19 protein-coding genes are annotated in these 20,665 nt (G+C 35.5%); 10 read left to right on the top strand and 9 right to left on the bottom strand.

Features of this window, described 5'->3' with window-relative positions:
- Positions 1 to 65 precede the first annotated feature (65 nt).
- The 8 genes from infA to H7U22_RS14605 all read left to right on the top strand — a co-directional run bounded on the left by infA (position 66) and on the right by H7U22_RS14605 (position 6,962).
- Positions 66 to 284 (top strand): translation initiation factor IF-1, encoded by a 219-nt coding sequence (gene infA / locus H7U22_RS14640; protein ID WP_010599888.1) that lies wholly within the window; start codon positions 66 to 68, stop codon positions 282 to 284.
- A 1-nt stretch (position 285) separates the two neighbouring features.
- A complete protein-coding gene (gene rpmJ, locus H7U22_RS14635) occupies positions 286 to 402 on the top strand; it encodes a 50S ribosomal protein L36 (RefSeq protein WP_010599887.1) in 117 nt (38 codons plus the stop codon).
- Between the two features lie 71 nt (positions 403 to 473).
- Positions 474 to 851 carry a 30S ribosomal protein S13 gene (gene rpsM / locus H7U22_RS14630; RefSeq protein WP_056869760.1) on the top strand — a complete coding sequence of 126 codons (378 nt, stop codon included), beginning with the start codon at positions 474 to 476 and terminating at the stop codon, positions 849 to 851.
- 137 nt (positions 852 to 988) lie between these two features.
- Positions 989 to 1,378 carry a 30S ribosomal protein S11 gene (gene rpsK, locus H7U22_RS14625; protein WP_187072092.1) on the top strand — a complete coding sequence of 130 codons (390 nt, stop codon included), beginning with the start codon at positions 989 to 991 and terminating at the stop codon, positions 1,376 to 1,378.
- 61 nt (positions 1,379 to 1,439) lie between these two features.
- On the top strand, positions 1,440 to 2,048 hold the full coding sequence (gene rpsD, locus H7U22_RS14620; protein ID WP_187072091.1) for a 30S ribosomal protein S4: 609 nt from the start codon (positions 1,440 to 1,442) through the stop codon (positions 2,046 to 2,048).
- An 85-nt stretch (positions 2,049 to 2,133) separates the two neighbouring features.
- Positions 2,134 to 3,126 carry a DNA-directed RNA polymerase subunit alpha gene (locus H7U22_RS14615; protein ID WP_056097531.1) on the top strand — a complete coding sequence of 331 codons (993 nt, stop codon included), beginning with the start codon at positions 2,134 to 2,136 and terminating at the stop codon, positions 3,124 to 3,126.
- A 135-nt stretch (positions 3,127 to 3,261) separates the two neighbouring features.
- Complete coding sequence (rplQ, locus tag H7U22_RS14610) at positions 3,262 to 3,786, top strand: 50S ribosomal protein L17 (RefSeq protein WP_187072090.1); 525 nt, start codon at positions 3,262 to 3,264, stop codon at positions 3,784 to 3,786.
- 215 nt (positions 3,787 to 4,001) lie between these two features.
- Entirely contained in the window at positions 4,002 to 6,962 is a 2,961-nt protein-coding gene (locus H7U22_RS14605) for a glycoside hydrolase domain-containing protein (protein ID WP_187072089.1), read from the top strand.
- A gap of 109 nt (positions 6,963 to 7,071) precedes the next feature.
- Here H7U22_RS14605 and H7U22_RS14600 read toward each other — a convergent pair whose 3' ends face one another.
- The gene (locus tag H7U22_RS14600; RefSeq protein WP_187072088.1) at positions 7,072 to 7,710 is read right to left on the bottom strand and encodes a gluconate 2-dehydrogenase subunit 3 family protein; all 639 of its coding nucleotides are present in this window, start codon (positions 7,708 to 7,710) and stop codon (positions 7,072 to 7,074) included.
- Between the two features lie 5 nt (positions 7,711 to 7,715).
- Positions 7,716 to 9,452, bottom strand: a complete 1,737-nt coding sequence (locus H7U22_RS14595) for a GMC family oxidoreductase (RefSeq protein ID WP_187072087.1) — start codon at positions 9,450 to 9,452, stop codon at positions 7,716 to 7,718.
- A 291-nt stretch (positions 9,453 to 9,743) separates the two neighbouring features.
- Between H7U22_RS14595 and H7U22_RS14590 the strand changes: the two genes are divergently transcribed.
- The gene (locus H7U22_RS14590; RefSeq protein WP_187072086.1) at positions 9,744 to 10,946 is read left to right on the top strand and encodes a class I SAM-dependent methyltransferase; all 1,203 of its coding nucleotides are present in this window, start codon (positions 9,744 to 9,746) and stop codon (positions 10,944 to 10,946) included.
- Between the two features lie 130 nt (positions 10,947 to 11,076).
- Here H7U22_RS14590 and H7U22_RS14585 read toward each other — a convergent pair whose 3' ends face one another.
- Positions 11,077 to 11,439: a DUF1304 domain-containing protein gene (locus tag H7U22_RS14585; protein ID WP_187072085.1), complete on the bottom strand. Its 363-nt coding sequence runs from the start codon at positions 11,437 to 11,439 to the stop codon at positions 11,077 to 11,079.
- 535 nt (positions 11,440 to 11,974) lie between these two features.
- Here H7U22_RS14585 and dnaK point away from each other — a divergent pair.
- A complete protein-coding gene (gene dnaK / locus H7U22_RS14580; RefSeq protein ID WP_187072084.1) occupies positions 11,975 to 13,885 on the top strand; it encodes a molecular chaperone DnaK in 1,911 nt (636 codons plus the stop codon).
- A gap of 404 nt (positions 13,886 to 14,289) precedes the next feature.
- Here the strand turns inward: dnaK and H7U22_RS14575 are convergent, their stop codons facing one another.
- From H7U22_RS14575 to H7U22_RS14550, 6 genes are read right to left on the bottom strand one after another with little or no spacing between them, the layout of a single operon-like run.
- Positions 14,290 to 15,624, bottom strand: a complete 1,335-nt coding sequence (locus tag H7U22_RS14575; RefSeq protein ID WP_187072083.1) for a MutS-related protein — start codon at positions 15,622 to 15,624, stop codon at positions 14,290 to 14,292.
- 14 nt (positions 15,625 to 15,638) lie between these two features.
- Entirely contained in the window at positions 15,639 to 16,334 is a 696-nt protein-coding gene (locus H7U22_RS14570; RefSeq protein ID WP_187072082.1) for a TMEM175 family protein, read from the bottom strand.
- A 6-nt stretch (positions 16,335 to 16,340) separates the two neighbouring features.
- Positions 16,341 to 17,417 (bottom strand): phosphotransferase enzyme family protein, encoded by a 1,077-nt coding sequence (locus H7U22_RS14565; protein ID WP_187072081.1) that lies wholly within the window; start codon positions 17,415 to 17,417, stop codon positions 16,341 to 16,343.
- On the bottom strand, positions 17,408 to 18,307 hold the full coding sequence (locus H7U22_RS14560) for a nucleotidyltransferase family protein (protein ID WP_187072080.1): 900 nt from the start codon (positions 18,305 to 18,307) through the stop codon (positions 17,408 to 17,410). Before H7U22_RS14560 ends, H7U22_RS14565 begins: the two co-directional genes overlap by 10 nt.
- A gap of 52 nt (positions 18,308 to 18,359) precedes the next feature.
- On the bottom strand, positions 18,360 to 19,019 hold the full coding sequence (locus H7U22_RS14555; RefSeq protein ID WP_187072079.1) for a hypothetical protein: 660 nt from the start codon (positions 19,017 to 19,019) through the stop codon (positions 18,360 to 18,362).
- Positions 19,020 to 19,021: 2 nt separating this feature from the next.
- Positions 19,022 to 20,590 carry a helicase HerA-like domain-containing protein gene (locus H7U22_RS14550; protein ID WP_187072078.1) on the bottom strand — a complete coding sequence of 523 codons (1,569 nt, stop codon included), beginning with the start codon at positions 20,588 to 20,590 and terminating at the stop codon, positions 19,022 to 19,024.
- Positions 20,591 to 20,665 lie beyond the last annotated feature (75 nt).

The following is a 20,665-nucleotide window of genomic DNA, read 5'->3' as shown; positions in this document are numbered from 1 at the left end:
AAAATTTTTTATTTAATTTTGCAACCCTGTTTAGAAGCAGCTAATTAAGTAACAATCAACAAAATATGGCTAAACAAGCCTCAATTGAACAAGACGGAGTAATAAGAGAAGCATTATCAAATGCGATGTTTAGAGTTGAACTCGAGAACGGACATGAGATTATTGCCCACATTTCAGGAAAGATGAGGATGCACTACATCAAAATTCTTCCTGGGGATAAAGTAAAATTAGAGATGTCGCCGTATGATTTAACAAAAGGTCGCATCACTTATAGATATAAATAAAATGAAAGTTAGATCATCAATTAAAAAACGTAGCGCTGATTGTAAGATTATTCGCCGTAAAGGTAAACTTTACGTAATCAACAAGAAAAATCCTAAATACAAGCAACGTCAAGGGTAATTAAAAAATATTGTAATGTACCGTACAACGGTTGCCCGCCGTTCGGAATTACTTAAAAACATAAAATAAATATGGCAAGGATTTCAGGTATTGATTTACCAAGAAACAAAAGAGGAGAGATTGGTTTGACTTATATCTATGGTATAGGTAAAACAACTGCACAACGTATTTTAACTACTGCAGGTATCGACCTTAACAAAAAAGTACAAGACTGGTCTGATGATGAATTATCAGCAATCCGTACAATGATTAACGATGAAATTAAAGTAGAAGGTGCTTTACGTTCAGAGGTTCAATTAAACATCAAACGTTTAATGGATATTGGTTGTTACCGTGGTTTACGTCACAGAAAAGGTTTACCTTCTCGTGGTCAGCGTACTAAAAACAACTCTCGTACTCGTAAGGGTAAGAGAAAAACAGTTGCTAACAAGAAAAAAGCTACTAAATAATAGATAGATCTGAGTTTTGGATGTTTTAATTATCTTAAACTCAGATCTGGATTAAAAAGATAAAAAATAGGATGCCGAGTGCCGGGATAGAGAAAATCTTCTATCTCAAGTCTCACATCTAAAATCTAAAAGCAAAAATGGCTAAGAGTAAAAAAGTAACCAAAAAACGTATCGTTGTAATTGAGTCTGTTGGTCAGGCTCATGTTAATGCTACATTCAACAACATCATCATTACATTAACAAACAACAGCGGACAAACCATTTCTTGGTCTTCAGCTGGTAAAATGGGCTTTAAAGGTTCTAAAAAGAACACGCCATATGCAGCTGGTCAAGCGGCATCTGATTGCGGTAAAGTTGCGTTTGACTTAGGTTTACGTAAAGTTGAAGTATTTGTAAAAGGTCCAGGTTCAGGTCGTGAATCTGCAATCAGAACTTTACAAGTAGCAGGTATTGAAGTTTTATCTATTAAAGATATCACTCCACTTCCACACAACGGATGTCGTCCTCCTAAAAAGAGAAGAGTTTAATTAATTTTAAAGCTAAGAATCTTCAGCTACAGGTTGAATGATACTTTAAAAACAGAAAAAAATGGCAAGATATACAGGCCCCAAAAGTAAAATTGCACGTAAATTCAGAGAACCAATCTTCGGTCCTGATAAAGTGTTAGACAGAAAAAACTATCCTCCTGGGCAACATGGCTCATCAAAAAGAAGAGGTAAACAATCTGAATATGCTATCCAGTTAATGGAGAAACAAAAAGTAAAATACACTTATGGTGTATTAGAAAAACAGTTCAGTAACTTGTTTAAAAAAGCATCTTCACGTGCAGGTATCACAGGTGATAACCTACTTCAACTATTAGAAGCACGTTTAGATAATGCAGTGTACCGTTTAGGTATTGCAACAACTCGTTCTGGTGCACGCCAGTTGGTTAGCCATAAACACATAACTGTGAATGGTGAAGTTGTAAATATCCCTTCATATCAGTTAAAAGCTGGTGATGTGATTGCGGTTCGTGAAAAATCTAAATCTTTAGAATCAATTAGTAACTCAGTTGCAGGCAGAACAATTAACAAATTTGCTTGGTTAGAGTGGAATGCTAGCGAGTTAACAGGTAAGTTCTTAACTTATCCTCAACGCGACGAGATTCCTGAAAACATTAAGGAAAACTTAATCATCGAGTTATACTCAAAGTAATAAATGATCTAGTTAATTACCTCGAAAGGGTAGTTAACTTTTTTCATGTTACTATATATTCAATAACGAATTTAAAAAAATATAAATGGCAATTTTAGCATTTCAGAAACCAGACAAAGTGATCATGCAGAAATCAACTGATTTCGATGGCATATTTGAATTTCGTCCTTTAGAGCCCGGTTTCGGTGTAACAATTGGTAATGCCTTAAGAAGAATATTACTTTCTTCGTTAGAAGGTTATGCTATTACTACTATTCGTTTTTCAGGCGTTTCTCATGAGTTTTCTACCATGAAAGGTGTTGTAGAAGATTTAACTGATATCATTTTGAACTTGAAACAAGTACGTTTCAAAAAAACTGGTGATTCTGGTGATGCTGAGAAAGTTTTCATCATTGTTAATGGTCAAGATCAGTTCAAAGCTGGTGATATTACTAAATTCTCTAACAACTTTACAGTTTTGAATCCTGAGCATGTTATTTGCAACATGGATAAATCTGTTACTTTAGAAGTGGAATTAACGATCAATAAAGGTCGTGGTTATGTTCCTGCTGAAGAAAATAAAGTTGCTGATGCAGTTGTAGGTGTTATCGCGATCGATTCGATCTACACGCCAATGAAAAACGTAAAATACACAATTGAAAACTTCCGTGTTGAACAGAAAACGGATTATGAGAAATTGGTATTAGATATTTCTACTGATGGTTCGATTCATCCAGAAGAAGCATTAAAAGAGGCGGCTAAGATTCTTATCCAACACTTTATGTTATTCTCTGATGAGAACTTGGTATTAGAATCTCAAGCAAAAGAAGAAACTAAAGAAGTTGACGAGGAAATTTTACATATGCGTAAAATCCTTAAAACTGAATTAGTAGATATGGATCTTTCAGTTAGAGCATTAAACTGCTTAAAAGCTGCTGACATTCGTACTTTAGCTGATTTAGTTTCTTACGATGTTGCTGATATGTTAAAATTCAGAAACTTTGGTAAAAAATCTCTAACAGAGATTCAAGAATTAGTAAAATCAAAAGGTTTATCATTCGGTATGAACCTGTCTAAATTTAAATTAGACGAAGAATAAGATTAGTTTGGAGTCTTTAATCTGGAGTTATTAACTCTAGATTAAAGCTCTTTCTTATAAATAAATATTTTTTCATGGTATGTAATTCCCTCAGCTTAATTGCAAAGAGACGGTATATACCTTATAACACTCGAAATGAGACACGGTAAAAAACACAATCACTTAGGTAGAACAACCTCGCACAGAAAGGCGATGTTAGCTAACATGGCTTCATCACTTATTTTGCACAAAAGAATTACAACAACTTTAGCTAAAGCAAAAGCTTTACGTGTATATGTTGAGCCAATTATCACTAAATCTAAAAATGATACAACTCACTCACGTCGTACAGTATTTGCTTACTTACAAGATAAAGAAGTAGTAACAATTTTATTCCGCGAAATTGCTGAGAAAGTTGCAAACCGTCCAGGTGGTTATACTCGTATCATTAAATTAAATAACCGTTTAGGTGATAACGCTGAAATGGCATTAATTGAATTGGTAGATTACAACACAGTTTACGGTAATGACGTAGAAGTTAAAGAAGAGAAGAAAACAACTCGTCGTGGTAGAAGTAAAGCTACTACTGCACCTAAAGCTACAGAAGCGAAAGCTGAAGTTGCAGAAGAAGTTGCTCCTGCTGAAGAAGCTCCTGCTACTGAAGAAGCAAAAGGAGAATAATTTATTCACCTTAAGATTAAGAAAATCCTGTTCGAAAGAGCGGGATTTTTTTTGTGCATTATATTTTGAGTAAAACCTTAATTTGTCAATAATGAGAGATACTAACGGCAGAACCATTCATAAATAAGTTAACTAAACAAACGTTTGTCTCATTTTTTCATTACATAACGGTTTTTAACAATGCTATGTATAAATTAGCCTAAAACAAATTCGAAATGAAATTTAGGCTTTTTCTACTCATCACGGTGCTTTTTCAATTATCTGTTAGTGCACAAATTCTTAAATACACCAACGGGAACAACAGTTGGAATCCAGATTCATTAGGAAATCAAAGAGTAGTAATTCAATTTAACGGTGCTGGCAAAATTGCACATGCTAGAGTAGACTGGCGTAGAAGAGACAAGCATCCAGAATTGAAGAGAATTATTATTCAGGATGCTAATGGTAAAAATGTTTCTATTTTGGGTACGGATAACTTCAGCAGAGAAAGTGCCGATATTTATTTTGAAGCGCCAACAAAAGGAAAATACTTTGTTTATTATCTGCCTTATAAAAATGAGGGGCGAAGCAACTATCCGAAAGGTGTTTATTTGAAATCAGATCTTCAGAAAATAAGTAAATCGAATCAGGTTGCAATTAATTCTACTGTTTTAGAGGCACAATCTATCGACGCATTTAATTCATTTTATCCGATGGAGATAATTGCCACGGTAAAGGAAACAGAGGCTCTAAAATCTAAATATAAAGCAGATCCCTTTATTGTCTTCCCGGAAGATAGAATGTTTCCAATAAAAATGCTTAATGATTTGCCTTATAGATGGGTGCAAAAGGGCATAGTTAATACTTTTGCGGGTTCGGCAAGTAAAGGCGAGAATTATTCATTTCAGTTGGGTGTTTATGCCTTAAAAGATTTGCAGGATGTTAGAGTAACTTTTGGCGATTTGAAATCATCAACAGGAAAAACTATTTCAACCAAATTTATCAATTGCTTAAACACCAACGGAACAAGTTACGATAACAGACCTTTAACTGAGGTTGTAAATGTGGCAACAGGAAAAGTACAACCGATGTGGATTACAGTTGATATCCCAAAAACAACAATCGCAGGTATTTATAATGGAAAATTTACCGTAAAAGCTAACGGAAAATCGAAAGTAATTGATGTAAAATTAACAGTTGGAAATCAAACTTTAACAGATGCAGGTGTTGGAACACCCAATAAACAAACACGTTTAACTTGGCTAAATTCTACTTTGGCACAAGCTAATACGGTTGTTGCACCTTATACGCCCTTATCAGTTGATGGAAATGTGATTTCTTTGTTGGGTAGAAAATTCGAAATTAATACTGATGGATTTCCTAAACAGATTCAAACATTTTTCAATTCGGAAATGACTGCCTACACCGATAAACCCAATAATTTGTTGGCAGAACCGATTCACTTTCACTTTTATAATACACCTAAAACACAAGAAAAATTTACGCCTAGTGATTTCAAGATTACTAGCAAGGAAGCCGGTACAGTAAAGTGGACTTCTACCAATACTTCTACCAATTTAAAAATGGAATTGGAAGGTGCTCTGGAGTTTGATGGTTATGTGCATTATGTGGTAAAGGTTACGGCACTAAATGATGTTAACTTTAGTAACGTTGATTTCCATATTCCTTTTGAGAAGGGATCTACAAAATATTTAATGGGATTAGGTGAAAAGGGTGGTATTCGCCCGGATACCGTGAAATGGAAGTGGGATGTAGCGCACAAAAACCAAGATGCAGTTTGGATTGGAAACGTAAATGCTGGCTTGTATTATAACTTAAGAGATGAGAATTATGTTCGTCCGTTGAACACAAATTTCTACTTGCAAAAGCCATTGCTTTTGCCAAAATCTTGGGGCAATGAAGATAAAGGTGGAATCCAGATTAATGTTAAAGGAAGTTCAATGCTTGCCGATAATTTTACTGGAGCAAGAAGCATGAAAAAGGGAGATGTGCTTTACTATAATTTCAATTTATTGATTACGCCTTTCCACTTAATTGATACTGATTTTCAGTGGCAGAATCGATTCTATCACAAATACGGTGATCTGGATTCTATCAAAGCTACCGGAGCAACTGTGGTAAACATTCATCATGCAACGCCGATTAATCCTTGGATAAATTACCCTTTTATCGAATGGAAAAAAATGAAGAATTATATCGATGAAGCACATTCTAAAGGATTAAAAGTTAAAATTTACAACACCGTTCGCGAACTTTCGAATCATGCTTACGAACTACCAGCTTTAAGAAGTTTAGGTACAGAAGTTTATTCTCCCGGTAAAGGCGGTGGATTTAGCTGGTTACAGGAGCATTTGGATTCTAATTACATTGCGGCATGGTTTGTACCTGAAATTAAAGATGCCGCAATTATCAATAGCGGGATGAATCGCTGGCACAACTATTATGTTGAAGGCATGAATTGGTTGGCTAATAACGTAGGGATTGATGGTGTTTATTTAGATGATGTTGCATTCGATAGGGTGACAATGAAAAGGGTTAAACGTGTTTTAACAAGCAACGGCCACCCAGGAATTATCGATTTACATTCCGCAAATCAATACAATAAAAGTGATGGATTTAACAACAGCGCCATCTTGTATATGGAGCACTTTCCTTATTTGAATCGCTTGTGGTTTGGAGAATATTTTGATTACCAAAAAAACAATCCCGATTTCTTTTTAACGGAAGTAAGCGGAATTCCTTTTGGTTTAATGGGAGAGATGTTACAGGATGATGGCAACCAATGGCGTGGAATGATTTATGGCATGACAAGCAGATTGGCTTGGAGCGAAGGAAGTGATCCAAAACCATTATGGAAAGTTTGGGATAGCTTTGGCATGAAAGGTTCCACTATGATTGGCTATTGGAGCGAAAACTGTCCGGTTAAAACCGATAATGCCAAAGTATTGGCAACAGTTTATAAGAAACAAGGTAAAACAATGATTGCGATTGCAAGTTGGTATGAAAGCGATGTTAAAGTGAATTTAACTATAGACTGGAGCAAATTGGGATTGAACGCTGATAAAGTAAAAATTTCAGCTCCAAGCATTGATAAGTTTCAAGTCGCTGGAAATTATCCCGAGGGAAAATCGATTCCTGTAGAAAAAGGAAAAGGTTTGATTTTGATTTTGGAGTAATTCGTACTTAAATATTCGTCATTGCGAGGAGGAACGACGAAGCAATCTTTTATTCAAGTAAGATTGCTTCGTTGGCTGAAAAAGCCTCCTCGCAATGACGATTTTTTTATTACACTTTCACATTTTGCATGCCATATTGCTTCAGCACATCATCAGGTACTCCAGCCCATTGATTTGGAGAATTACCCACATAGCCAATATCCTTAACGCCAATTTCGGTTGTATAAAAACCTGAAGCGGTTAAATCTCTCATTCTACTAAAAAAAGCCACTCCGGCTTGCATTTCTGGGCGTGCTTTTTTTGGATAAGCAATCTCATCGACGATAGATATTTGTTCTCTTTCTGAGGCTTCTAAAAAAGATTTTTGAAATTTATTAAAGCTATAAATGTCCAGCCACTTCAATCCGCCACGCATCGGAACTTTATGTTCAGGCATATCCTTTACAATAAATTCGATAAACTCCGGAACTTTTGCGTCTGATGCACTTCCCGAAACATCATCTTTTGGAATAATAATATCGGCCAAAACTGTAATCGTTGCCATTTCGTGTTTATTGAAAAAGGTTTCCGATTTTAATCTTTTATCTCTATCAATTTCCCACTGTTCTCGGCCTGCCTCTTTAGCCGTTTCTTCTAATTCTGGTTTGGCAACTTCGGTTTTGGTTTCGGGTTGTTTGCACGCTTCAACTAATACAGCAGTACTCAATGCCGTTATGCCTAATGCTTTTATGGAATCACGTCTGTTCATAATTCTTAAAGATTTTGTTTTTTCTTTTCTGCTAAAATATATTCAGCAGTCCTCATTGATAAAGCTAAAATTGTCCAAGTTGCGTTTTTATCGCCTTGCTGAACGAAAGGACCGGCATCAACCACAAATAAATTTTTGCAATCATGTGCCTGGCAATATTTATTTAGAGCCGATTTTTTAGGGTCATCGCCCATGCGAATTGTTCCCACTTCGTGAATAATCTTTCCAGGATTTAGCAATCCGTAGTTTGTATCTGCACCATGAATTTCTGAGGTAACCACAGCACCCATTTCTTTCATGATAGACAAGAATGTTTCTTGCATATGTTTGGCTTGAAGAATCTCTTCTTTAGCCCATTTATAATTGAACCTTAGTACTGGAATACCGTATTTATCGACCATTGATGGATCTATTTCACAGTAATTATCTTCTCGGGCAATTGCAGTTCCACGGCCAGCCATACCAACACTTGTACCGTAGAAGCGACGATAATCATCTTTTAACGATTTACCATAACCCCCGGCCTCTTTTTTCTTTCCATTTCGATCGGGAACCATTCCATTTATTGATGGCACACCGCCACCAAAACCATAAGAAGGCATACCCATTCCACCACCATATTCAATGTGATAACCACGTGGAAAATTTAATTTTTTATTATCCAGCCACCAAGGTGAGTAAATGTGTACACTTCCCAAACCATCCTCGTTATAACGTTTTCTATCCATTAATTGAGGTAAAAATCCATAAACGCCCGCTCCAGTAGAATCGTGAAGGTATTTCCCAACTACTCCACTGCTATTTGCCAAGCCTCCAGGATGAGAAGAAGATTTAGAGTTTAATAGAATACGAGCAGATTCGCAGGCACTGGCACCTAAAATAACCAGTTTTCCATTTACTTGATATTCCTGCAAGTCTTTTCTGTTTACATATGAAACTCCTTTTGCAGTTCCATCTTTATCGGTAATTACTTCGCGAACCATGGCATCGGTAATTACAGTTAGGTTTCCAGTTTTTACTGCTGGGATGACCAAGCAAGACGATGCCGAGAAATCGCCATAAACTTTACAGCTTCTGCCGCACTGACCGCAATAAAAACAAGGTGCACGGTCGTTGTTGCCTTTTATCGATTCTGTCATTACTGCACCACGACCAGTGATTACTTTTACACCAGCCTTTTCAGCGCCTTTTTTTATGAAAAGTTCATTTAAACGAGGTTTTGGTGGTTTCATGAAGATTCCATCAGGTTCATTTTCCAAACCCTCAGCAGTTCCATAAATCCCAATCATTCTATCAACCTTATCGTAAAAAGGTTTTACATCATTGTAGGTAATTGGCCAATCATCTGTTAAACCATCCGTTGGTTTAAAATCCTGAGGGCCCATTCTTAGCGAAATTCTTCCCCAGTGATTGGTTCTTCCACCGAGCATTCGCGATCTGAACCATTCGAATTCTGTTTTGTTTTTTTGAGTATAAGGTTCGCCTTCTAATTCCCAGCCACCGTAAGAAGCGTCGAAATCTCCAAACGGACGAACAGTTCCTGCGCCACGGCGAGGAGATTCCCAAGGCCATTTTAGTTGGTGAGAATCTAATCTTGGGTCGAAATACTGACCAGCTTCGAGCATTAAAACTTTTTGACCTGCATTGGCAAGCACGTAAGCGGCCATTCCGCCTCCCGCTCCCGAACCAACAACAATGGCATCGTAAACAATTGGCGATTTTTTTATCTGAAATTCACTCATAGATTGAGGTTAGAAATGAAATGATATTCTAATCTAAAGTTAAAATTCGTGAATTAAAAGCTTATTCAAAATCATTTTCTACTTTGGAATGATTACAAATATTCTTGCTTAAGGGGTTTTCTAAATCGTATTAGTAAAATGTTGCTGTTAAATATTTTAAAGATGATTTCTTCAGTTTATTCAGATCTGATGATTTCTTGTGCCTTTTAAAAGTCGTGCAATTGTTACATTATGATTCTTTGAGATTGTGACCAAATAAATTGGTTTATCTTTGTGTTTTAAAATTAGTCCATGGTATTTTCAGCACAAACCGAACAATTTATTTCAGCTTTAGAAGCAAGTTTAGCATTACAAAACTTCGTTAAAATTTCTTTAGGGAATTACAAAGGAGCAGAAGAAGCCTTAAAGCAAATACTCGTTCGCAGGGTTTTGATTAAACGTGAAGATAAACTAGCCTTTACCTTTCGCTATAAAACAAGAGATTTGGTGAAGAATTTTGATTTAAGCGAGGGCGTTAACTTAATATCTGAATACCTAAATACTGGTTTCAAAATTGGAACGCTATTTACTACCGAAAAGGATTTGATTTTTGAGGAATTGAATAATGGAAAGATTGTTATTAGAGAAATAAATGCATCAATAAAGGAAGCTCCATCCGCTAGTCATGATAAAGAGAAATCGAGATTAATCACCGCAGATTCAAAATCTTATTTAACGGAATTGAAAATTACCGATGCAGATGGCAAGGTTTTTAAAAATGCACAAGATAAGTTCCGTCAGATTAATCATTATATCGAAATTTTAAGTTCCCTAGTTAAAGAATTACCCGATGGAACCATTAAGAAAGTTGCTGATATGGGTTCTGGTAAAGGTTATTTAACTTTTGCATTATACGATTATTTGCACTCCGTTTTAAAATTAGATACTGAAGTTGTGGGTGTAGAATACCGTCAGGATATGGTTGATTTATGTAATGCAGTGGCGGACAAATCATCTTTTGGTAAATTGAATTTTGTTCAGGGAACGATTGAAGATTACGATGCCAAAGATGTGAATTTGTTAATTGCACTTCATGCATGCGATACCGCAACTGATGATGCGATTTTTAAAGGCATTAAAGCCAATGCTGAATTAATTGTAGTTGCACCTTGTTGCCATAAACAAATCCGCAGGGAAATTGAGCAAAACAAAGTAAAAAATGATGTTTCATTTTTAACTAAATATGGCATCTTTTTAGAGCGTCAGGCTGAAATGGTTACAGATGGAATTCGTGCTTTGATTTTAGAATATTTTGGATATAAAACTAAAGTGTTCGAATTTATTTCTGATGCGCATACGCCAAAGAATGTGCTTGTGGTTGGAGTGAAGAAAGCTGGAAGCTTAAAGGCTAAAGACCAAAGCGAAGAAAGGGCGAAGATTTTGCAAAAGATTAAAGAGACTAAAGCTTACTTTGGAATTGGTTATCATCATTTGGAACGACTTTTAAACCTATAAGATTTTCGCCAATCTCGTCATTGCGAGGCACGAAGCAATCTTAGTGCTATTGGTTTTAATTGCAAATGTATTAGGATTGCTTCGTGCCTCGCAATGACGAACGTTTAAACAACGGATTTCTTCTAATCAATTATTTCAAATGCAAAAAAATCAAAGTGATTAAAGCTGGGATAGATTGTACATACAGAATCTTCTTACTCGCCGTTGCAGCACCGTAAATGCCTGCAATAATAACACAGATTAAAAAGAATATTGCCACATAAAACCTCCAATGATGGTCGGTAATACAAAGCGACCAGATTAAACCTGCGGCTAAAAATCCGTTATATAATCCTTGGTTTGCTGCCAATGTTTTGGTTTGTGGGAATAAATCTTTTGGAATGGTTTTGAAAACTTTCGGTGCCCTGGTGGTCCAAGCGAACATCTCTAACCATAAGATATAAATGTGTATGGCGGCGACTAAGCCAATCATGATTTGTGCTGCTAATTGCATTTTAATTTGGTTTGGTAATTGAAGATACAATTAATTAGGTGTTATTTCTAATCAGGCTGATGCCGTCCTCGCTATTTTGAAAGTTGGTGGTTTGGCAATAATATTTGTGAAACTACATTCTGTGCTTTTAACCGAATATTTAAGTAGAAAAATTTTATATATGCACTATCCAACTCCCCTCATTATTTTCAAGGAGGGGCGGGGGTGGTTTCTTACCCAAGACCCACCAAACTTCTTTCGTAAACCCGATGGCAGCGAACACGGAGTGTAACGAAGTAAAGCGCACAGCGGGGCAGGTGCTCCCGAAGAACTTCTAGCTTTAATTTCCAAATCATTTACAAAATTTGTTCTTTCGCTTTAGTCTTTCAGCCTTAACCTTTAGTCTCTTTTCTGTCATGCTGTCAGTACCATTTAGCTCTATTTTTTACATTTTATCAGTCTTTTACGCATATTATCTGCCAAAAACCAATTGGCACAAGCATTGTTTAATAGCTGTAGAAATTATAATACTTTAAAAAGAGAAATTAAAAATACAATGGGAAAAATTATTGGAATAGACTTAGGAACAACAAACTCTTGCGTGAGCGTAATGGAGGGCAATGAGCCTGTAGTTATCGCAAACAGTGAGGGTAAACGTACTACACCGTCTATTGTTGCTTTTGCAGAAAACGGTGAGCGCAAGGTTGGCGAGCCTGCTAAACGTCAGGCTATAACCAACCCAACAAAAACGATATATTCGATTAAACGCTTTATGGGTAACAGCTACGACGAAAGTGCGAAAGAAGCTGGACGTGTACCTTATAAAGTTGTTAAAGGTGATAACAACACACCACGTGTTGAAATCGACGACAGAAAATATACCCCTCAAGAGATTTCTGCAATGATTTTGCAGAAAATGAAGAAAACTGCTGAAGATTTCTTAGGTTACGAAGTTACTGAAGCAGTTATTACTGTACCAGCTTACTTTAACGATGCACAACGTCAGGCTACGAAAGAAGCAGGCGAAATTGCAGGTTTATCTGTAAAACGTATCATCAATGAGCCAACTGCAGCTGCTTTAGCTTATGGTTTGGATAAAGCACACAAAGACATGAAAATTGTTGTTTTTGACTGTGGTGGTGGTACACATGACGTTTCAGTTTTAGAATTAGGTGATGGCGTTTTCGAAGTAAAATCTACTGATGGTGATACACACTTAGGTGGTGATGACTTTGACCACATTATTATCGATTGGTTAACTGAAGAATTCAAAGCTGAAAACAGCATGGATTTAGCTAAAGACCCAATGGCTTTACAACGTTTAAAAGAAGCTGCTGAGAAAGCTAAAATTGAATTATCAAGCACTACATCAACTGAAATTAACTTACCATATATTACTGCTGATGCTAGCGGCCCTAAACACTTAGTACGTACATTATCTCGTGCTAAATTTGAGCAATTAGCTGGTGATTTAATTAAACGTACTATCGACCCATGTAAATCAGCATTGAAAAATGCAGGTTTAAGCACAAGCGATATCGACGAAATTATCTTAGTAGGTGGTTCAACTCGTATTCCTGCAATTCAAGAAGCGGTTAAAGCTTTCTTCGGTAAAGAGCCAAGTAAAGGTGTTAACCCTGATGAGGTTGTAGCAATTGGTGCTGCTATTCAAGGTGGTGTTTTATCTGGTGATGTTAAAGATGTATTGTTATTAGACGTTACGCCTTTATCATTAGGTATTGAAACTATGGGTGGTGTTATGACTAAATTAATTGAGTCTAACACAACTATCCCTACTAAAAAATCGGAGACTTTCTCAACTGCAGCTGATAACCAGCCATCAGTAGAAATTCACATTTTACAAGGCGAGCGTCCAATGGCTGGTCAAAACCGTACAATTGGTCGTTTCATTTTAGATGGTATTCCACCATCGCCTCGTGGTGTGCCTCAGGTAGAAGTTGCTTTTGATATTGATGCTAATGGCATTTTACACGTAAGCGCTAAAGATAAAGCGACTGGTAAAGAGCAAAAAATTCGTATCGAAGCATCTTCAGGTTTAACTGATGCTGAGATTAAGAAAATGAAAGAAGAAGCGGAAGCTAACGCTGCAGATGATGCAAAAGTTAAGGAAGAAGCTGATAAAATCAATGGTGCAGATGCTTTAATTTTCTCTACCGAGAAACAATTAAAAGAGTTTGGTGATAAATTATCTGCTGATAAAAAAGCGCCAATCGAAGCTGGTTTAGAGAAATTAAAAGCAGCGCATTTATCACGTAACTTCGCAGATATCGATGCAGCACAAGCTGAATTACAAGCTGCTTGGAACGTAGCATCAGAAGAAATGTACAAAGCTGGTGAGCAACCTCAAGGCGGTGGTGAACAAGCACAAGCTGATGGTCAGCCTCAAGGTGGCGATAACGTTACTGATGTTGATTTTGAAGAAGTAAAAGAAGACGATAAGAAATAGTCTTAAGTCTGATAGTTTGAGGTCCGAAAGACCGAAGATTTGAAATAAAAAAAGCGTTTCTGATTAATTTCAGGAACGCTTTTTTGGTTTAGGATTTTTACCAAATAAGGAATGTAAGGAGATATTAAAGATTCGAGATTATATGTTTCTTAAATGTCTTATATGGTTAAAAATGATTTGAAAATGAATGGTTCTGTGCTTTTCGGGAATTGCAGTCCCGCCATTCGCTTCAATCTTTTTCAACTTCTGTCATGCTGAGGCACGAAGCATCTGTTTCATAGGTTGCAGATGCTTCGTGCCTCAGCATGACAGTTTATTCAGGGTTGCTGCGAATCAAAAGTATTTTCGCTGCTGTCGGGTTTAATATTTAAGATTTGTACTTCTTGGTTGGTTTTTAATAGCAATTATCTATTCGCATTTTTATTCAAAGCATCTAAAATACCTTCATTTTGAATAATCCATAGTCCCATTCTATCTGCCGTAATTCCGGGTTTTAATTTGTGCGAAAAGCTTGGTTTACCATCAACCATTTTGGTTTCCAAAAAAGTAAAATTAATGTTTGGGTTTAAGTTTAAATCTTCGGCAACTTCGATAATGTGCGTTGAAACTAAGAATAAACAATTCTTGATTTTTGAAAACGCATTAATGATCGAAACAGATGCCTCATGTGCATCTTTTACATTCGTTCCACGAAACAATTCATCAAAAATTACCAGCATATTTTTAGGCTCACTAATTTTGGCAGCAACTTCTTTGACCCTGCGAACTTCATTGTAAAAATGGCTATATCCTTCGCTTAAGTTATCAGAAATATTAATTGTAGTAACTAATCCTTCGAAAATGCTTGTCTTCATTTTTTCGGCAGGCACAGGAAAACCCAAATGTGCCAGGTAAATGGCTATTGCAATAGATTTAAGTAGTGTAGATTTTCCGGCCATATTTACACCCGTAATAAACAAAACATTTTTATCAGCCGAAAAATTAATATCGTTTGTAATGGCTTTATCGATGAAAATATGCTTCAGTCCTTTTATTTGAATGTGCTTTTCTTGATCATTACTTATTTCAGGATAATGCAAATTATATTTTACAGCTGTTTTTGCAACAGCATAATAAGCATCTAATTCATACACAAAAGTTAACAAATCATTTATTTTGTTAAGTTCGGTTTTCCTTAATTCAAAATCAAATATTGATAGTTTTGATGAGGTGAGTTTAAAATTCTTACTTGAAAGATATGAAGTGATGTGTTTGTTATTTTTTAAATCATAGAGAATATCATTCATCCTTTTCAAGAAACTAAAATCTTTCTTTAAGTTTAGTTTCAAAAACAGGTTGGTTAGGTAAACTATTAAATCTAAAACTTCCTTAACACCTCTACGTTTTAAGTATAATTCTCTGGTTGGTTTAATATAATCTGAAATAGTTTTCTGAGTTCTGAAAATCGAAGTTGGAACTTTGGGCCGATTATTTTGCCTTAAATAAAATTCTATAAAATCTATTGACTCTTTATCAAGATTGAAATCTAATTTGTTTGTTTGCAAATACGCAATTAATTTTTTTCGTTCAGAAATTAAATCAATATCTGTAAGAGGATTTTTGAAAATTAATTTTAAAGTCGTTGCACCCTCAATGGTACAAGTTTGGTTAAAGAGATTAAAAAGTGATTTTTGATTGTCGTTGCTGCCGAATATTTCTAAATCATTTTGTGTCTGTTTATCAATATCGAAAGCAATCATAAGTTATAGTTAATCTATTTCCGATGCCTTGCTTTTACTGGTTTTTCATGATATTCCAAATCATGCACTTTACCAAAAAACTTGTTGAGTAATGCAATTGCTGGCCAGATTAACATTGGTGTAAATCTGCTAAGCATATTCATATTATGTTCAGATGGTAAAAGTGCATCTACAATGGCTCCAAGCAAGAATATAGCAGGAACAATCATCGTTCTCCACCGGGCTAATTGGCGGGCTTTTAAATCATCAAAACCATCAGAGATTCTCCCTTTATGTTTAATAATATAAGCCAGCATGGCGTAATTTAGAACACCTGTTAGTGCTATGTTTGCTGAGTAAAACCAAAAAGGCAAGCTAAACATGGTGTTATCGCTATAATATGCCGAACTAAAGGGCATTAAAATTATAGTAAACAGGAAAAAGAAATTTAGCCAGATCAGTTTGTCATCATAATCCTTTATAAAAGAAAATAATCTGTGATGAGAGCGCCAGTAGATGGCAATTACAAAAAAACTGATAATGAAACCTAAAAACTTTGGAAGTAAACCCAGCAATTGGTTAGCAATTTCTGCCGAAGTCATTCCCTGATGAATTTCTGGAGCTTTAATTTCAATAATTAAGAGTGTTATGGCAATTGCAAAAACGGCGTCTGTAAAGAGAATCATTCGCTCAATTTGAAACTCCTTTTTTAATTCACTGTGTTCCGACATAAAAATTTAGGCTAAATTTTCTTTAATAATATCTTGTAATTCTTTCTCGTTTAGGGATAATTCGTGGAGTAATTTAAACTGATTTTTTGCTCTATCCAAATTTTGAGTAAAGTAGTTTGCTGGGTAATAGATGTTTCCATTTAAAAAGTCGGTTAAAAAACGAAGTGCCTGCATATAAATTATATACTTGCCAGAGAATAAAATAAGTTCTTTTTCGGTATTTGTTAAAATGGTTTTCATCTCCGATAAATAGCCTTTAATCGTAGCTTCAAAATAATCGAGTCGGATTTTAATTTTCCCTAAATCAGTTTCATTTTCAGAAAATGGACATAAGTAAGTCCGCATCATATCGCCTAAATCTGAAATAAATTTACCGGGCATTATGGTATCTAAGTCTATTACACAAATGCCTTCATAGGTGCTTTCATCAAGTAAAACATTGCTTATTTTAGTATCGTGATGCATTACACGGTCTGGAAAATCTTTGCCTTGCTTAAATGAGTTATAATAATCAAGCACATATTTATGGTCTTTTGCAAAATCAATTTCGATTTTAGCCAAGCCTTTTAGCTGTTTGGTGGTTTGATTTAAAGCCAATACAAACTGTTCGTACCTCAGGTTTAAATCATGAAACCCAACAATGGTTTGTTTTAATGTACTCGCATCAAAATAATTAAGCAACCTAGTTAATTTACCAAATTGCTTGGCTGCTTCATAGGCTTGCTTTGGGTTGGACAAAACATCAAGAGATATTGTATCCTTTACAAAAGGCAGCATGCGCCAATACTCGCCATTAACGAGTGCCATTTCCTCCCCATTTAAGGTTAGAATAGGTTTTATGAAATTGTAACTAGGATAATTTTTTGATAGATAGTCAGCAATTGCTTTGAGATTATTCGCAATGGCCTCTGGGCTTTCAAAAACTGTTGTATTAATATGCTGCAGAATGTATTGTTTGTCTTCGGATAGGGGCGAAAGCAAATAAGTTCGGTTAATTAATCCCGAACCTATTTGTTTAACAATTACATTTTCTTTAGTGTATCCATACGTTTTTAAAATTTCTGGGGCTAAAATTAGCTCCATAGTTTTTCAGGGTAAGTACCATTTTTAACCAGCTGATCAATACTATCTTGAACATATGGTTTATCTTCTTTGTACGTTACACCGAACCATTTGTTTGATGTTGGTACAACTTTAAAAGTAGCTTCGTTGGTTTTTACCAAGCTTTCGCCAATTAATGGGATAAAAAACTCAGCTTTAGGTTTGTCTTTATTAGCCAATGCAAATTCTTTAAAAAGATCTTCTGTAATTTTGAAAACTGCTGGTGTAAAGCCCCAAAAGTTCATAGATACAGGAGTATCGAAGCTTAATGGATATTCTTCGCCATCCTCTTCATAAAAGATTTTATCATCTTTAGGGTAAACCTTTGTACGTTCTATAATTTCTTCCAAGTTTCCTGATGCATCCACTTTACAAACGCCACGAGAAACTGCGCCAAATTCAGAAAGCGTTTTTCCGATTTCGTAACCAATAATAGAGAAATTACTATCAGATGCTTCATCATTTAGAAAATCAACCATTTTTTTAAAGGCATCATAACCATAGTAATCATCAGCATTAATGACGCAAAAAGGTTCTTTTACAACTTTTCTGCCCGAAAGAATTGCATGAGCCGTACCCCAAGGTTTTTCTCTATAAATTTCTTCTTCAATACCGAATTGTTTTAAATCGAAATTTTGAAAAACATAATCTGTTTCAATTCTTCCGTTTAATTTCGGCTCGAAAATAGATTTAAAGTTATCTACAAATTCTTCTTTAATGATGAATACAACTTTGCCAAAGCCAGCTTGAATTGCATCATAAATAGAATAATCGATAATGGTTTCGCCGTTAGGGCCAAATCCATCAATTTGTTTCATGCTTCCGTAGCGACTTGCCATCCCGGCAGCTAGTATTAATAGGGTAGGTTTCATAATTAGGATTAATAATAACCTTTTGCTTTAATAAAGGCTAAGAGTTTTTTGATTATAGTTTGTTAAAATATGTAAATAGGTTTTTTAAATCTTCGTCATTCTTAAAATTGACCTTATTCTTTTTTAAATAGTCTGTCATTTCTGCTTTTTTACTTTCAAATAAAGCAATAGCGTTTTTTGAATTGAGATTTATTTTTTTCAGCGTTTCTTCTTGTAGCACAAAATAACTATTATTGGGCTGGAAAGATTTATTAACAGTTGCCGATCCATAAGGTTTGTCTTCAACTATGGTTTTTGTACTTCGCTTATATAAGGAAACTTTTCCTTTGTTAATTATTTCAAAGTAAGAACTTGGATTTGATCCATCAGAAGCTGGCAATCCATTAACAAAATAAGATACTCCGCCTAATCCATTTTCGATTTCAAATTTAGTTATAGGCTCCTCAAAATGCATTAGGACACCTTTTTCGTCTTTAAAAATTAATTGATCGTCTATCAAATCGTATTTTAAAGAATCGACATTAAATAGCTTGCCACTTTTTGTTGTTACTTTTCCTTTAGCCCAAGCATCAAATAAATAGGGGCTTCCAGATACATCAACATATTGTTTTTCTCTTAAAGGTGTATTGAGTGCATCGCCAAAAGGTTTAATTTCTTTTTGCGCTTTTGCAAAAGTTGCAACGAATAATAAACCTATCAGTAGCTTCTTCATAGTTAAAAGCCAAATAATCCACCACCTTTTCTGGTTTTCTTTCCAGTTAACATGCCAAAAATACCACGGACAATTTCCTTACCAATTTGGCGTGTAATGGTTGCACCCATAACTTGCTCCACAATGCTTTTTTCTCCAGGTTTGGGTTTGCTTTCTTCTTCGGCCTGTTTTTGAGCTTCAACTTGCTGTTTCTGCTCTTCAACCGCTGCAGTTTGTTCGTTAATTCTCTTTGTTAAAATTTCGTAGGCACTTTCTGGATCAATAGGGTCTTTATATTTGGCATACATCGGACTCGCCTGAACAACTTTTTCGAAGTCGGCTGCGGTTAAAGGTCCCATAACTGCTCTTGGAGGGGTGAGCATTGTAGCCGAAACTTCAGTAGGAATACCTTTTTCGTTTAAAACAGTTATTAAAGCCTGTCCAGTTCCTAGGGAAGTTAAAATCTTATCAATTTCGTAAAAATCCGATTTTGGATATGTATTAACGGTTTTCTTAAGTGCATCTACATCATTTGGAGTAAAGGCTCTTAAAGCATGCTGAACCCGATTTCCCAATTGTGCCAAAACACTTTCAGGAACATCCGTAGGAGATTGAGTACAGAAAAACACCCCAATACCTTTAGATCGAATTAATCTAATAATGGTTTCAATTTGCTCCAAAAATGCCTTTGATGAATTTTTGAAAAGTAAATGCGCTTCATCAAAAAAGAAAACCAATTTGGGCTTATCTAAATCGCCAACCTCTGGCATAGTATTAAATAATTCTGCTAAAAGACTTAACAGAAAAGTAGAATATAAAACGGGCTGATTTTGAACATCGGCAATGTTAAGTAAACTGATTATTCCCTTTCCATCAACACGTTCGAATAAATCCTCAATATCGAATGATTTTTCGCCGAACATCCCACCTAAACCCTGTTGCTCTATGGCGACGATTTTTCTTAAAATTGTACCAGATGTAGCCGTCGAAATTGTACCGTAATCGGCTTTAATTTCGGCAGCACCGGTGCCTTCTGATAAATAAGAAACTAATTTTTTTAAGTCATTTAGATCAATGATAGGCATTTTGTTGTCATCGGCATACTTAAATATTACCGCCATAACACCAGATTGAGTATCGTTTAAATCTAATACCTTGGATAAAAGTGTTGGTCCAAACTCCAGTACTGTCGCTCGCATTTGAGCGCCTAATTTTCCCGATAGGGAATAAATTTCTACTGGAAATCCGGATGGTGTAAAAGCTTTGTTTAATTGCTTTGATCGTTCTTCAATTTTCGGATTTACGGAGCCAGGTTGATTTAAACCTGATAAATCGCCTTTTACATCCAACATAAATACCGGAACTCCAGCATCGGATAATTGCTCAGACAACAATTGCAAAGTACGGGTTTTTCCCGTTCCTGTGGCTCCGGCAACCAAGCCATGCCTGTTCATCATTTTTAATGATAAATTAACTTCGGCATCGCCATAAACTTCTCCATCCAACATTCCGGCACCTAAATAGATATAAGAACCTGTGGGAGCGTAGGATGCTTTGATTTTTTCGATGAATTTTATTGAAGAATCACTCATTATATAAATTTTGAAACGCCAATTTAAGAAACTAATCTTAAAAAGATACGGTTTTATTATAGCCTTTTAATACTA

Source organism: Pedobacter fastidiosus (assembly GCF_014306625.1).
Taxonomy (GTDB): Bacteria; Bacteroidota; Bacteroidia; order Sphingobacteriales; family Sphingobacteriaceae; genus Pedobacter; species Pedobacter fastidiosus.
Note: the sequence above shows the minus strand (reverse complement) of the source record. Positions and strands in the feature narration are given on the sequence as shown.

Bases quoted from the DNA above. Each gene is read 5' to 3' on its own strand.
- infA (WP_010599888.1), top strand. From the start codon at position 66: ATGGCTAAACAAGCCTCAATTGAACAAGACGGAGTAATAAGAGAAGCA.
- rpmJ (WP_010599887.1), top strand. From the start codon at position 286: ATGAAAGTTAGATCATCAATTAAAAAACGTAGCGCTGATTGTAAGATT.
- rpsM (WP_056869760.1), top strand. From the start codon at position 474: ATGGCAAGGATTTCAGGTATTGATTTACCAAGAAACAAAAGAGGAGAG.
- rpsK (WP_187072092.1), top strand. From the start codon at position 989: ATGGCTAAGAGTAAAAAAGTAACCAAAAAACGTATCGTTGTAATTGAG.
- rpsD (WP_187072091.1), top strand. From the start codon at position 1,440: ATGGCAAGATATACAGGCCCCAAAAGTAAAATTGCACGTAAATTCAGA.
- H7U22_RS14615 (WP_056097531.1), top strand. From the start codon at position 2,134: ATGGCAATTTTAGCATTTCAGAAACCAGACAAAGTGATCATGCAGAAA.
- rplQ (WP_187072090.1), top strand. From the start codon at position 3,262: ATGAGACACGGTAAAAAACACAATCACTTAGGTAGAACAACCTCGCAC.
- H7U22_RS14605 (WP_187072089.1), top strand. From the start codon at position 4,002: ATGAAATTTAGGCTTTTTCTACTCATCACGGTGCTTTTTCAATTATCT.
- H7U22_RS14600 (WP_187072088.1), bottom strand. From the start codon at position 7,710: ATGAACAGACGTGATTCCATAAAAGCATTAGGCATAACGGCATTGAGT.
- H7U22_RS14595 (WP_187072087.1), bottom strand. From the start codon at position 9,452: ATGAGTGAATTTCAGATAAAAAAATCGCCAATTGTTTACGATGCCATT.
- H7U22_RS14590 (WP_187072086.1), top strand. From the start codon at position 9,744: ATGGTATTTTCAGCACAAACCGAACAATTTATTTCAGCTTTAGAAGCA.
- H7U22_RS14585 (WP_187072085.1), bottom strand. From the start codon at position 11,439: ATGCAATTAGCAGCACAAATCATGATTGGCTTAGTCGCCGCCATACAC.
- dnaK (WP_187072084.1), top strand. From the start codon at position 11,975: ATGGGAAAAATTATTGGAATAGACTTAGGAACAACAAACTCTTGCGTG.
- H7U22_RS14575 (WP_187072083.1), bottom strand. From the start codon at position 15,624: ATGATTGCTTTCGATATTGATAAACAGACACAAAATGATTTAGAAATA.
- H7U22_RS14570 (WP_187072082.1), bottom strand. From the start codon at position 16,334: ATGTCGGAACACAGTGAATTAAAAAAGGAGTTTCAAATTGAGCGAATG.
- H7U22_RS14565 (WP_187072081.1), bottom strand. From the start codon at position 17,417: ATGGAGCTAATTTTAGCCCCAGAAATTTTAAAAACGTATGGATACACT.
- H7U22_RS14560 (WP_187072080.1), bottom strand. From the start codon at position 18,307: ATGAAACCTACCCTATTAATACTAGCTGCCGGGATGGCAAGTCGCTAC.
- H7U22_RS14555 (WP_187072079.1), bottom strand. From the start codon at position 19,019: ATGAAGAAGCTACTGATAGGTTTATTATTCGTTGCAACTTTTGCAAAA.
- H7U22_RS14550 (WP_187072078.1), bottom strand. From the start codon at position 20,590: ATGAGTGATTCTTCAATAAAATTCATCGAAAAAATCAAAGCATCCTAC.